Genomic DNA, 12848 nt, shown 5'->3' with positions numbered 1-12848 from the left:
TGTCCACCTTGGAGACCACCAGGTCGGTGCCGTCGGCGACACCGACCGCCACGGCGCCCTTGCGGGCCAGCAGCAGACCGAGCCGTCGGGCTCCGGCCGGCTGTCGGCGGCGCGGGGCGCCGGTGCGACAGGTCCGGCCGGCAGCAGCCGGGGCGGCACGGCACCCGGCGCGACGACAGGGGCGAGGCCGGCCACCACCGTGTTCACGATCTCGGCCGCGTACGCCCCGTCCGGGTCGTAGTCGGGGTCGAAGACGGTCAGCTCGACGCCGAGGCAGTGCGGGGTGTCGACCAGCCCGGCGAGCAGGATCTCCAGCTCGGCGAAGGCGATGCCGCCCGGGTCGGGCGCGTCCACGGCGGGCATCACCGCCGGGTCCAGCACGTCCACGTCGATGTGCACCCAGTAGCCGGCGCAGTCGACGAGCTGTTCGTGCGCCCACTGTGCGGTCCGGGCGGCACCCTCGGCGCGCAGTGCCGGCACCGGCCGGGTGGTGATGCCGGCGGCCTGGAGGTCGAGCCGGTACTCGTCCTGCGCGCGGATGCCGAGCACCACCACGTCGATGTCCCGGAAGTACGGCCGGCGGCCCTCGATCGCGGCCAGGTCGGGCTGCCCCCGGCCGGTCACCAGGGCGAGATCCTCCCCGGCCGCCGCGCCGACGTAGGAGGCGTTGCCGGGGTGCCGGAAGTCGGAGTGGCCGTCGACGAAGACCAGCCCGATCCGCCCGCCGACCGCCTCGCCGAGGCGGTGCATGGCCAGCGCCGAGCCGAGCAGCACCGAGCAGTCGCCGCCGAGCACCAGCGGGAACTCACCCCGGTCGATGATCGCGCCGATCCGGTCGGCGAGCGCCACCGAGTACGCGGAGATCTCCGGCGCGTGGCAGACGCCGTCGCCTGGCCGCCAGTCCCCCGGGTCGTACCGCGGCGGGGTGAGGCAGCCGGCGTCGCGGGCCCGCAGCCGCGCGAGCAGGCCGTGGTCGCGCAGCGCACCAGGCGCCTTGCCGCACCCGGGGACGGAGCTCGCGGTGGGCGGGCGCAGTCCGAGGTTCGTCGGCGCGTCGAGGACGGCGATCCGGCGCATCATGGGCTCCCGTCCTCGGCGGTCGGGCGGGCCGGCGGTGCGCCGGCCCGCGCGGGTTGACTCAGAACAGCGCGCTGGCCAGGGCGCGTCGGGCGGAGGCCACGGCGGGGTCGTCCGGGCCGGCGATGGTGAACAGGCCGAGCAGGTGCTGGCGTACCCGGTCCCGGTCGTCCCCGGCGGTGCGCCGGACCAGGCCGACCAGCCGCTTGTACGCCTCGTCGGCGAGGCCGCTGAGCACCTCGATGTCGGCGGCGAGCAGCTGGGCGTCCACGTCGTCGGGGGCGGCCGCAGCGGCGTCGAGCGCGCCCTGCGGGTCCGCGCCGGCCACCCGGCGGGCCAGCCCGACCTGCGCCAGGCCCGCCTCCGCCGCCGCGTCCGCGGGCGACTCGGCCAGGATCTTCCGGTACGCCGCCTCGGCCGCGTCGAGGTCACCGCTCATCAGCGCGTCGTCGGCGGCGTCGAGGCGCGGGTCCTCCGGTTCGGCGACGGTGACGCCACCGGCCTTGAGGACCGCCTGGAGCCACTGTCGCAACTGCGACTCGGGGACCGGGCCGGGGAAGGCGTCGATCGGGCGCCCACCGACGATGGCGTACGTGGTGGGCAGCGTCTGGAGCTGGAACATCTGCGCGAGCCGCGGCTGCTGCTGCACGTCGACCCGGGCCAGCAGCCACGCTCCGCCGCCCTCGGCGGCCAGCCGCTCCAGCACCGGGGCGAACTGGTCGCTCTCCGGGTAGCCGGCGGCACCGAAGAAGACCACTACCGGTGTGGTGAGCGAGCGTTCGAGCACCTCGGACTGGATGTTCGCCTCGGTCACGTCGATCACGGCGGCGGAGCCGGCGGGGCTGCCCGGCAGCCCGGTCGGCCCAGCGCCCTGGGACGGTGTGGCGGATGAGGTGTCGGCCGGTGCGGGGGTGCGCAGCGCGCTGAGGTCGACCGCGCCGCGGGTGAAGATCGACGAGGTGATCCGTGGGTCGCTCATGGTTGTCTAGTCTCGCACGTACCCCGGGGATCTCCGACCACCCGCAACGCCCACGTCGCCACTCTCACCCCTGCTCAACCCCCGCGCCGCACCCCCACCCCCACCTCCCCGCGATCTTGCACTTTCCGCCCCGGCAAATGCGACGAATGCCGCGCGCGGAGGGCTCGAACTGCAAGATCGCGGGGGTGGGAGGGGGACGGGCGGGGTCAGAAACGCGCGGGCTCTCGGTAGACGCCCCACTCGGCGCGGAGGGCGTCGCAGATCTCGCCGAGGGTGGCCTCGGCGCGGACCGCGTCGAGCATGGCGGGGATCATGTTCTCGCCGGTCCGCGCCACCTCGACCATCCGCGCCACGGCGGCGGTGACTGCGGCGTCGTCGCGGGCCGACTTGCGCTCGGTCAGCACCCGGCGCTGCTCCAGCTCCACCTCGTGCGAGATGCGCAGGATCTCCAGGTCCTTGGCGACGGTGCCGGTGTGGCAGTTGACGCCGACGATCCGCTTGTCGCCCTTCTCCAGCGCCTGCTGGTAGACGAACGCCGACTCGGCGATGTGCCCGGTGAACCAGCCGTCCTCGATGCCGCGCAGGATGCCGGAGGTCATCGGGCCGATGGTGTGCGGGCCCTCGCCGCCGAGCTGCTTGATCCGGGCGAAGATCTCCTCCGCCTCGGCCTCGATCCGGTCGGTGAGCGCCTCGACGTACCAGGAGCCGCCGAGCGGGTCGGCCACGTTCGTCACGCCGGTCTCCTCCATCAGCACCTGCTGGGTCCGCAGGGCGATCTCGGCCGACTCGTCGGTGGGCAGGGCGAGCGTCTCGTCGAGCGCGTTGGTGTGCAGCGAGTTGGTGCCGCCGAGCACCGCGGCCAGGGCCTCCACGGCGGTGCGGACCACGTTGTTCACCGGCTGCTGCGCGGTCAGCGACACCCCGGCGGTCTGCGTGTGGAACCGCAGCCACTGCGCCTTCTCGCTGGTGGCGCCGTACACGTCGCGCAGCCAGCGGGCCCAGATCCGGCGGGCGGCGCGGAACTTGGCGATCTCCTCGAAGAAGTCCACATGCGAGTCGAAGAAGAAGCTCAGGCCGGGGGCGAACGTGTTCACGTCCAGCCCGCGCGACAGGCCCAGCTCGACGTACCCGAAGCCGTCGGCCAGCGTGTACGCCAGCTCCTGCGCGGCGGTCGAGCCGGCCTCGCGGATGTGGTAGCCGGAGACGGACAGCGGCTTGTACCGGGGGATCTCCCGCGCGCAGTACTCCATCAGGTCGCCGATGAGGCGCAGGTGCGGCTCGGGGTCGAACAGCCACTCCTTCTGCGCGATGTACTCCTTGAAGATGTCCGTCTGGAGCGTTCCGTCCAGCGTGGACAGGTCGGCGCCCTGCCGTTCGGCGGCGACCAGGTACATGCAGAAGACCGGCACGGCCGGGCCGGAGATGGTCATCGAGGTGGTCACGCCGGCCAGGTCGATGCCGTCGAACAGCACCTCCATGTCGGACGCCGAGTCGATCGCGACGCCACAGTGGCCGACCTCGCCGAGGGACTGCGGGTCGTCCGAGTCGCGGCCCATCAGCGTCGGCATGTCGAAGGCCACGGAGAGACCGCCGCCGCCCGCGCCGAGGATCATCTTGTAGCGCTCGTTGGTCTGCCGGGCGTTGCCGAAGCCGGCGAACTGCCTGATGGTCCAGGTCCGCCCGCGGTAGCCGGTCGGATACAGACCCCTGGTGTACGGGAACTCGCCCGGCCAGCCGATCCGCTCGAACCCGGGGTACGGGGTGTCCTCCGGCGGGCCGTACACCGGCTCGACCGGCAGTCCGGACAGCGTGGTGAAGTCCGCGTCGCGCTTGCGGGCGGCGTCGTAGCGGGCCTGCCAGCGGGCCCGACCGGCGGCGATCTCGTCAGCGTCCATGCGCGGAGCTCCTTCTCAAGTCGTCGTCCCGAGTCCGAGTGTAGAGCGAGATCCTGAACGATCCTTAAGGGCTCGCGTACCGGCCGGTAACCCCGCCACGGGCCCTGCCGGGACGCCCCATCACCGTCGATCCGCAGGTCAGGGCGCTGTCTCACGTGGCGGACGACTGCCCGGCGCAGCCTCCCGGCAGCCGGGTTCCCGTGCCACACTCCCGCCGTGGGCAATCGAATCGCGACCCGGCTGATTACCTAGGCGGCGTACGCCTCCGCGTGCGTCGCCGACCAAAGCGATCCTGTCGGCTCGTCCTAGTGAGGCCCCCGTGAGCGTGTCCGCATCCACCCCCGCAACCGTCGATCTTCCCCGGCCCGCCCCCGGCCGCCCGTACGACGAGCCCGCCGCCGAGCACGGCACGCCGTGCACGATGGTGGTCCACCTCGGCGTGGGTCACTCCACGACCGGCCTGCTCAAGGTGCTGTCCGTGCTGCACTCCCGCCGGGTCGCCGTGTCACACGTCCAGTACGTGCAGTGCCCCGACCGGTCCGCGGTGATGATCGTGGAGTGCTCCCCCGCCACGGCGCCGATGGAGACGGTCCGCAAGAGCGTCGCGAACGCCGTACCTGTGGTCAGCGTCAGCGTGCACAGCGCGCCGGCCCGCGACGGCGTCCGGCGCCTGCGGTCGGGCCGCGGCACCCACAGGTGACGGGTCAGCCGGTGGGCTCCGGGCCACCGGCGCGCATGACGTCCCGGGCGGTGAGCGCCACGTGCAGCGACAGGCGCCGTTCGCTCGAGTCCAGGTCGACGCCGAGCACCCGCTCGATCAGCTCCAGCCGCTGGTAGAGCGCCGACCGCGACAGCGACATCGCGTCCGCCGCGCGCCGCTTGTTGCGCCCCTCCACCAGATACGTCTCCAGCAGCGCGACGTGGTTCGTGCCGTGGCGCTGGTCGTACGAGAGCAGCGGGCCCAGCTCGCGCTCGACGAACGTCTGCAGGCGCACGTCGTCGCGCAGCAGGTACAGCAGGCCCCGGAGGCGGACGTCGTGCAGCCGGTAGAACGGGCGCGGCTCGGCGGTGTGCACAGTCGCGTCGGCCACCTGCGCCGCCTCGGCGAGTGAGCGCCGGGCCAGGTCGAGCGTCCGGACCACCGACCCGGCGGCGACCACGACGTCCGAGCCGGCCCGGTGGCCCGCCCGGGTGAGCGCGGCGGACAGGCTCCCCAGCGCCGCCTCGTCGGAGCCGGTCTCGTCGAGCGCGACGAGGAGGGTGACGCCGGTGCCGCCGGCCGCCTCGTCCACGTCGCCGGCGAGCGCGGCGAGCCCGCACTCGCGTACCGCCGTCTCCACCGCGTCGAGCAGTTCCCGCCGGTTCGCGGTCCCGTCGGCGCCGGCGCCCGGAGCCGGCCGGCGCCGCCGGACCACGACGCCGAGCAGCCGGCGCTGCTCCAGGACGACACCGAGCCCGCGCGCCCGCAGCGCCACGTCCCGGGTGGGCGCCGAGTGGGTGACGATGCTCAGCAGCAGGCTGCTGCGCGCCTGCCGCTCGACCGACGACGAGTCCCGGGCGACGAGCTGGTTCAGCGCGATGGTGGACGCGGCGCGTTCCAGCAGCACCCGGGTCCGGGCCGGTGGCTCCTGGTCGCACAGCAGCACGAGCCGCCCCCACCGGTTGCCGCGCGCCTCGACGCTCGTCACCAGCCAGCCCGAGCGCGGCTCGTAGCCGGTGCCGGACGGCACCTCGACCGCACGCGAGCGGGTCTCCCAGCGGTCGAGCAGCTCCTCGGCGGTCAGCGGACCGGTCTCGTACGCCAGCACCTGGTGGGCGAGGTTCTCCAGCACCGCTGGCCGCCGGGACAGGCGGGTGACCTCGCGGAGCACCTGGCGGGGCTCGGCGCCCTCCACCGACAGCTCGGTGAAGATGCGGTGGATCTCGTCCTTCGCGAGCAGGTCCGCCGTCTGCTCCTCGACGATCACCGAGTGGACGACCTCGGTCACGGCGACGAACCGCATCTCGCGCCGCAGGGCGATCAGGGGCAGGTTCCGGCTGCGGGCGTGCTCGACCAGCCCGGCCGGCAGCGTGCCGCCGAACCGGCGGCCCAGCTCGACCACCACGCCCGCCACCCCGACGGCCGCGAGGCCGTCGATCCACCGGCGCAGCCCGTCGTCGTCGGGGGGCAGGCCGATGCCCGTGGTCAGGACCAGCTCGCCACCGCGGAGCAGGTCGGCGATCTCGGGGATCTCGGCGACGTGCACCCAGCGCACCGGCGCGTCCAGCCGGTCCCGGCCCGCCAGGACGCGCGGCCCGGCCTGCTGCAGAGCCGGCAGTTCCAGCACGTCACGGACGGTCATCGGCATCGGAGCGCCTCCCCCTTCCTCCGGCGCACAGTATGTGCGCTTCCCGCGGACGGGAACGACACAGTGCCCATTGCCCGGACCTGGGGAAGCGCAGATGATCCCGGGCATGACCCAGACAGCACCCGGCACCGCGCCCGCTCCCGTCCCGCTGGAGCGGGTGACCCACTGGATCGACGGCAAGCCGTTCGCCGGAGTCACCGAGCGTACGGCCCCAGTCTACGATCCGGCGCTGGGCGCGGTCCGGACGGAGGTGCCGCTGGCCTCGGTCGACGAGGTGGACCAGGCCGTCGCCTCGGCCGCCGCCGCGTTCGCCTCCTGGCGGACCTCGTCGCTGACCAAGCGCACCCAGGTGCTGTTCGCGTTCCGGGAGCTGGTCAACCAGCACAAGCAGGAGCTGGCCGAGCTGATCACGGCCGAGCACGGCAAGGTCGTCTCGGACGCCCTCGGCGAGGTCACCCGCGGCCTGGAGGTCGTCGAGTTCGCGTGCGGCATCCCGCACCTGCTCAAGGGCGGCTACTCGGAGGGCGTCTCCACGAACGTGGACGTCTACTCGATCCGGCAGCCGGTCGGCGTCTGCGCCGTGATCTCCCCCTTCAACTTCCCGGTGATGGTCCCGATGTGGTTCGTGCCCATCGCCATCGCGGCGGGCAACACCGTCGTGCTCAAGCCCAGCGAGAAGGACCCGTCCGCGTCGCTGCTCGTGGCCCGGCTCTGGGAGCAGGCCGGCCTGCCCGCCGGCGTGTTCAACGTGGTGCACGGCGACAAGGTCGCGGTGGACCGGCTGCTGGAGCACCCCGAGGTCAAGGCGGTGTCGTTCGTCGGCTCCACGCCGATCGCCCGGTACGTGTACGAGACCGGCACCCGCAACGGCAAGCGCGTCCAGGCCCTCGGCGGCGCGAAGAACCACATGGTGGTGCTGCCGGACGCCGACCTCGACCTGGCCGCCGACGCGGCGGTGAACGCCGGGTTCGGTTCGGCCGGCGAGCGGTGCATGGCCATCTCGGCTCTGGTGGTCGTCGAGCCCGTCGCCGACGACCTGGTGGCCCGGATCCGGGAGCGCATCGCCACGCTGAAGGTCGGTGACGGGCGGCGCTCCTGCGACATGGGTCCGCTGGTCACCAAGGAGCACCGCGACCGCGTCGCGTCGTACCTCGACGCGGGTGCCGAGGCGGGCGCCGAGCTGGTGGTGGACGGCCGCGAGGTGCGTGTCGACGGCGACGAGTCCGGGTTCTGGCTCGGGCCGAGCCTGCTGGACCGGGTGTCGCCGGAGATGAGCGTCTACACCGACGAGATCTTCGGGCCGGTGCTGTCGGTGGTGCGCGTCGGCAGCTACGACGAGGCGCTCGCGCTGGTGAACGCCAACCGGTACGGCAACGGCACGGCCATCTTCACGAACGACGGCGGCGCGGCCCGCCGCTTCCAGAACGAGGTCGAGGTCGGCATGGTCGGCGTCAACGTGCCGATCCCGGTGCCGATGGCCTACTACTCCTTCGGCGGCTGGAAGGACAGCCTCTTCGGCGACTCGCACGCCCACGGCGCCGAGGGCGTGCACTTCTTCACCCGCGGCAAGGTCGTCACGTCCCGGTGGCTCGACCCCAGCCACGGCGGCATCAACCTCGGCTTCCCCGAGAACGTCTGAGCAGCGGAGAGAGAACGCCGATGAGCAGCAGCGCACGACGCACCTACGAACTCGACCGCGCGCACGTCTTCCACTCCTGGTCCGCCCAGTCGCTGCTCGACCCGATGGTGGTCGAGCGCGCCGAGGGGTCGTACTTCTGGGACGGCGACGGGAACCGCTACCTGGACTTCTCGTCGCAGCTCGTCAACACCAACATCGGCCACCAGCACCCGGTGGTGGTCGCGGCGATCCAGGAGCAGGCGGCCCGTCTGTGCACGATCGCGCCGTCGTACGCCAACGACGTCCGCGGCGAGGCGGCCCGGCTGATCACCGAGCTGACCCCGGCGGGCCTTTCCAAGGTGTTCTTCACGAACGGCGGCGCGGACGCGATCGAGCACGCCGTCCGGATGGCCCGGCTGCACACCGGCCGGCCGAAGGTGCTGTCGCAGTACCGCAGCTACCACGGCGGCACCCAGACGGCGGTGAACCTCACCGGCGACCCGCGCCGCTGGCCCAGCGACAACGGCACCGCCGGGGTGGTGCACTTCTTCGGCCCGTTCCTATACCGGTCGGAGTTCGGCGCCACGACCGAGGAGGAGGAGTGCGCGCTCGCGCTGCGCCACCTCGAACGCGTCGTGGAGATGGAGGGCCCGTCCACCATCGCCGCGATCGTGCTGGAGACGGTGCCGGGCACCGCCGGCATCATGCCGCCGCCGCCGGGCTTCCTGGCGGGCGTACGGGAGCTGTGCGACAGGCACGGCATCCTCTACATCGCCGACGAGGTGATGGCGGGCTTCGGGCGTACCGGCGCCTGGTTCGCGCTGGACCACTACGGCGTGACGCCCGACCTGATCACCTTCGCCAAGGGCGTGAACTCCGGTTACGTCCCGCTCGGCGGTGTGGTGATCGCCGACCACGTGGCCGACACGTTCGCCACCCGCGCCTACCCCGGCGGCCTGACCTACTCCGGTCACCCGCTGGCCACCGCCGCCGCCGTCGCGACCATCAACGTGATGCGGGACGAGCGGATCGTCGAGAACGCCGCCACGATCGGCGCCGACGTGCTGGGCCCGGGGCTGCGTGAGCTGGCCGACCGGCACCCGAGCGTCGGTGACGTACGCGGGCTCGGCGTGTTCTGGGCGCTGGAACTGGTACGCGACCGGGAGACGAAGGAGCCGCTGGCGCCGTACGGGTCGTCGTCGCCGGAGATGAACGAGGTGCTGGCCGCGTGCAAGCGCGGCGGGCTCGTCGCGTTCGCGAACTTCAACCGGATCCACGTGGTGCCACCGTGCACCGTGTCGGAGACGGAGGCCAAGGCGGGCCTGGCGATCCTCGACGAGGCGCTGACACTCGCCGACCGCCACACGGTCTGAGGCAATGCCCACCACCGCCCGCCGGGTCCACCCCGGCGGGCGGTCCCGTATCCGAGATCCGCGATACGGCCGGCGACCCCGGTGACGCGGAGACCGACGCACCCAGAAGGTGACGAATGACTACCGTAGATCTCGCCGACCCACAGGTCACCAACCCCTTCGCCGGCACCACCGGCCTTCCGCGTACGTCCGAGGGCTGGACCCAGCTCGTCACCCCGGACGGGCGCCTGCACCCGGACGTCGACGCCGACCGTGACGCCCTCGGCCGACTCACCCGCGACCTGTACCGGGGGATGCGGCTCGCGCGCCGCCTCGACGACGAGGCGTTCGCGTTGCAGCGCCAGGGCGAGCTGGGCCTGTGGCTGCAGTGCCGCGGCCAGGAGGCGGCCCAGGTCGGCTCGGTCGCGGCGGTACGCGCCGACGACTACGTCTTCCCGAGCTACCGGGAGCACGCCGCGGCCCTGTGGCGCGGCATCGGCCCGGCCGACCTGCTCCGCCAGTGGCGCGGCGTCGCGCACAGCGGCTGGGACCCGGAGCCGTACTCGTTCCACATCTACACGCTGGTCCTGGCCGCCCAGCTGCTGCACGCCACCGGGTACGCCCTCGGGGTGCAGCGCGACGGCAGCGACACGGTGGTCGTGACGTACTTCGGTGACGGCGCCGCCAGCGAGGGCGACGCGAGCGAGGCGATGAACATCGCCGCCGTCAACGCCGCCCCGATGGTGTTCTTCTGCCAGAACAACCAGTGGGCCATCTCCACGCCGACCGCGTCGCAGACGCGTACCCCGATCCACCGGCGCGGCGCCGGGTTCGGCCTGCGCAGCGAGTGGGTCGACGGCAACGACGTGCTGGCGGTGTACGCGGTGACGTCAGCGGTGACCGAGCACGCCCGGTCCGGTGCCGGCCCCGCGATCGTCGAGGCCACCACGTACCGGATGGGCGGGCACAGCACGTCGGACGACCCGACCCGGTACCGCACCGACGGCGAGCTGGAGGCGTGGCGGGCGCGGGATCCGCTGGCCCGGGTCGAGGCGCTCATGCGCGCCGAGGGCTGGAGCGACGAGGTGTTCCTCGGCGAGATCCAGGCCGAGGCGGACGAACTCGCCGACCGGACCCGCCGGGAGTGCCTGGCCCTGACGGCGCCGGACCTCGCGGACGCCTTCGCCACCGTGCTGGCCGACGTGCCCCCGCTTCTGCGGGAGGAGCGCGACGCGTTCGTCGCCTACCGCGCCTCCTTCCTCGACTGACGCCCGCCCGCGATCGGAGAACTCGTTCATGCTCACCCTCTGTCAGGCACTGAACAGCGGCCTGCGCCGCGCCATGGAGGACGACGACAAGGTCCTCCTGATGGGCGAGGACGTCGGCCGGCTCGGCGGCGTCTTCCGGGTCACCGACGGTCTCCAGAAGGACTTCGGCGAGGCCCGGGTGGTGGACACCACCCTCGCCGAGTCCGGGATCGTCGGCACCGCCATCGGGCTGGCGCTGCGCGGGTACCGCCCGGTCTGCGAGATCCAGTTCGACGGCTTCGTCTACCCCGCGTTCAACCAGATCGTCTCCCAGCTCGCGAAGATGCGGGCCCGCACCGGCGGCCGTACCGCCCTGCCGGTGGTGGTGCGCATCCCGGTGGGTGGCGGCATCGGCGCGGTGGAGCACCACAGCGAGTCGAACGAGGCGTACTTCGCGCACACCGCCGGGCTGCGGGTCGTCTACTGCGCCAGCCCGGACGACGCGCACTGGATGATCCGCCAGGCCGTCGCCGGTGACGACCCGGTCATCTTCTACGAGCCGAAGCGCCGCTACTGGGTCAAGGGCGAGGTGACCCCCGCCGGGCCGCCACTGCCGCTGGACCGCGCCCGGACCGTGCGGCCGGGCAGCGACGTGACGCTGCTGACGTACGGCGGCACCGTCGCCACCTGCGTCGCCGCCGCCGAGGCCGCGGCACCGGAGGGGCGCGACATCGAGGTGATCGACCTGCGGTCCATCTCCCCGCTGGACGTGGCGACCATCGAGGAGTCGGTCCGCCGTACCGGCCGGGCGGTGGTGGTCCACGAGGCCCCCACGTTCGCCGGGTTCGGTGCCGAGGTCGTCGCGCAGGTGACGACCCGGTGCTTCTACTCGCTGGAGGCGCCGGTCGAGCGGGTCGGTGGCTTCAACCTGCCGTACCCGCCGGCCAAGGTCGAGGAGGAGTACCTGCCCGACCTGGACCGGATCCTCGACGCCGTCGACCGCGTCCTGGCCGCGTGAAGGGAGAGGTACCCGTGAACGTTCAGCAGTTCCGCCTGCCCGACGTCGGCGAGGGCCTCACCGAGGCCGAGATCGTCACCTGGCGGGTCGCCCCCGGCGATCCGGTCGGCCTCAACGACGTCATCGTGGACATCGAGACCGCCAAGGCCGTGGTCGAGCTGCCCAGCCCGTACGCCGGTGTGGTGGACCGCCTGCTGGCCGAGGAGGGGCAGACAGTCGAGGTCGGCTCGCCGATCATCGCGATCCGGGTGCCGGGTGACGGCCCGGCGGCGCCGTCCGCCGACGAACCGCCGACCGGCGACGAACCGGCCGCCGAGGAACCGGCGGCGGAGCGTACCGCGGTGCTCGTGGGCTACGGGGTGTCCGCGCAGGCGCGGACCCGCCGGCCGCGTCGCGCGACGCCGTCCGTCCGCCCGGCCGAGCCGGTCCGCGGGCCGCACACGTCCCGGCCGCCGGTGCTCACCAAGCCGCCGCTGCGCAAGCTCGCGAAGGACCTCGGCGTGGAGCTGGCCGACATCCGCGGCAGCGGCCCCGGCGGCCGGATCACCCGCCAGGACCTGCTCGACCACACCACCGTCCCGGCGCCGGTGGCCGACCAGCGGCGGGACGAGCGCCTGCCCGTGCGCGGGGTCCGCAAGGCGACCGCCGCCGCGATGGTCGCCAGCGCGTTCACCGCGCCGCACGTCACCGAGTTCCTCACCGTCGACATGACCGGCACCGTCGAGTTCGTGGACCGGCTGAAGCAGGATCCGGCGTTCCAGGGGGTGAAGGTCAGCCCGCTGCTCGTGGCGTCGCTCGCGGTGCTGGACGCGGTCCGCCGGTACCCGGACGTCAACGCCCGGTGGGACGAGGAGAACCAGGAGATCGTCCGGTTCGCCGACGTCAACCTGGGCATCGCCGCCGCGACGCCGCGCGGTCTGCTGGTGCCGAACGTCAAGGCCGCGCAGAACCTTCCGGTACGGGACCTCGCGGTCGCGCTGAACGAGCTGGCGAGCACCGCGCGGGAGGGCCGTACCCGTCCCGCCGACCTGTCCGGCGGAACGATCACCATCACCAACATCGGCGTGTTCGGGGTGGACGCCGGCACCCCGATCCTCAACCCCGGTGAGGCGGCGATCCTCTGCCTCGGCGCACTGCGCCGGATGCCGTGGGTGGTCGACGAGCAGGTCGTTCCCCGGTGGACGGTGCAGTTGTCGCTGTCGTTCGACCACCGGCTGGTGGACGGGGAACTGGGCAGCCGGGTACTCGCCCACGTCGGGCGGTTCCTGGACGACCCGCTGTGGGGTCTGGCCCTGCGCTGAGGCCCCGGCAGAC

At 73.1% G+C, this 12848-nt stretch carries 10 protein-coding genes; 6 read left to right on the top strand and 4 right to left on the bottom strand.

Annotated features, from left to right (window positions below; all coding sequences use genetic code 11):
• From AC2CHG_RS05960 to icmA, 3 genes are all read right to left on the bottom strand, one after another.
• On the bottom strand, positions 1-1080 hold a 1080-nt coding region (locus tag AC2CHG_RS05960; RefSeq protein ID WP_484524317.1), incomplete at its 3' end, for an arginase family protein.
• A 58-nt stretch (positions 1081-1138) separates the two neighbouring features.
• The gene (locus AC2CHG_RS05955) at positions 1139-2056 is read right to left on the bottom strand and encodes a tetratricopeptide repeat protein (protein ID WP_047890550.1); all 918 of its coding nucleotides are present in this window, start codon (positions 2054-2056) and stop codon (positions 1139-1141) included.
• Between the two features lie 206 nt (positions 2057-2262).
• Positions 2263-3951 (bottom strand): coenzyme B12-dependent isobutyryl-CoA mutase large subunit, encoded by a 1689-nt coding sequence (gene icmA, locus AC2CHG_RS05950; protein WP_463839140.1) that lies wholly within the window; start codon positions 3949-3951, stop codon positions 2263-2265.
• A 319-nt stretch (positions 3952-4270) separates the two neighbouring features.
• On the opposite strand from icmA, the gene AC2CHG_RS05945 reads away from it, so the two are divergent.
• Positions 4271-4651, top strand: coding sequence for a hypothetical protein (locus tag AC2CHG_RS05945; protein ID WP_262014052.1), 381 nt, complete (start codon positions 4271-4273; stop codon positions 4649-4651).
• Between the two features lie 4 nt (positions 4652-4655).
• Here the strand turns inward: AC2CHG_RS05945 and AC2CHG_RS05940 are convergent, their stop codons facing one another.
• On the bottom strand, positions 4656-6299 hold the full coding sequence (locus AC2CHG_RS05940; RefSeq protein WP_484524316.1) for a PucR family transcriptional regulator: 1644 nt from the start codon (positions 6297-6299) through the stop codon (positions 4656-4658).
• A gap of 106 nt (positions 6300-6405) precedes the next feature.
• Here AC2CHG_RS05940 and AC2CHG_RS05935 point away from each other — a divergent pair, with 106 nt between their 5' ends.
• The 5 genes from AC2CHG_RS05935 to AC2CHG_RS05915 all read left to right on the top strand — a co-directional run bounded on the left by AC2CHG_RS05935 (position 6406) and on the right by AC2CHG_RS05915 (position 12835).
• A complete protein-coding gene (locus AC2CHG_RS05935; protein WP_484524315.1) occupies positions 6406-7938 on the top strand; it encodes a CoA-acylating methylmalonate-semialdehyde dehydrogenase in 1533 nt (510 codons plus the stop codon).
• 20 nt (positions 7939-7958) lie between these two features.
• Positions 7959-9290 (top strand): aspartate aminotransferase family protein, encoded by a 1332-nt coding sequence (locus AC2CHG_RS05930; RefSeq protein ID WP_366623251.1) that lies wholly within the window; start codon positions 7959-7961, stop codon positions 9288-9290.
• A 116-nt stretch (positions 9291-9406) separates the two neighbouring features.
• Positions 9407-10537 carry a thiamine pyrophosphate-dependent dehydrogenase E1 component subunit alpha gene (locus AC2CHG_RS05925; RefSeq protein WP_484524314.1) on the top strand — a complete coding sequence of 377 codons (1131 nt, stop codon included), beginning with the start codon at positions 9407-9409 and terminating at the stop codon, positions 10535-10537.
• 28 nt (positions 10538-10565) lie between these two features.
• A complete protein-coding gene (locus AC2CHG_RS05920) occupies positions 10566-11534 on the top strand; it encodes an alpha-ketoacid dehydrogenase subunit beta (protein WP_262014048.1) in 969 nt (322 codons plus the stop codon).
• Between the two features lie 14 nt (positions 11535-11548).
• Complete coding sequence (locus tag AC2CHG_RS05915) at positions 11549-12835, top strand: dihydrolipoamide acetyltransferase family protein (protein ID WP_484524313.1); 1287 nt, start codon at positions 11549-11551, stop codon at positions 12833-12835.
• Positions 12836-12848: the final 13 nt, after the last annotated feature.

It is taken from the genome of Micromonospora sp. ATLC20, from assembly GCF_057196585.1.
Note: the sequence above shows the minus strand (reverse complement) of the source record. Positions and strands in the feature narration are given on the sequence as shown.

What these genes read in the sequence shown, in the direction of transcription:
- AC2CHG_RS05955 (WP_047890550.1), bottom strand. Translation starts at nt 2,056, where the DNA reads ATGAGCGACCCACGGATCACCTCGTCGATCTTCACCCGCGGCGCGGTC.
- icmA (WP_463839140.1), bottom strand. Translation starts at nt 3,951, where the DNA reads ATGGACGCTGACGAGATCGCCGCCGGTCGGGCCCGCTGGCAGGCCCGC.
- AC2CHG_RS05940 (WP_484524316.1), bottom strand. Translation starts at nt 6,299, where the DNA reads ATGCCGATGACCGTCCGTGACGTGCTGGAACTGCCGGCTCTGCAGCAG.
- AC2CHG_RS05935 (WP_484524315.1), top strand. Translation starts at nt 6,406, where the DNA reads ATGACCCAGACAGCACCCGGCACCGCGCCCGCTCCCGTCCCGCTGGAG.
- AC2CHG_RS05930 (WP_366623251.1), top strand. Translation starts at nt 7,959, where the DNA reads ATGAGCAGCAGCGCACGACGCACCTACGAACTCGACCGCGCGCACGTC.
- AC2CHG_RS05925 (WP_484524314.1), top strand. Translation starts at nt 9,407, where the DNA reads ATGACTACCGTAGATCTCGCCGACCCACAGGTCACCAACCCCTTCGCC.
- AC2CHG_RS05920 (WP_262014048.1), top strand. Translation starts at nt 10,566, where the DNA reads ATGCTCACCCTCTGTCAGGCACTGAACAGCGGCCTGCGCCGCGCCATG.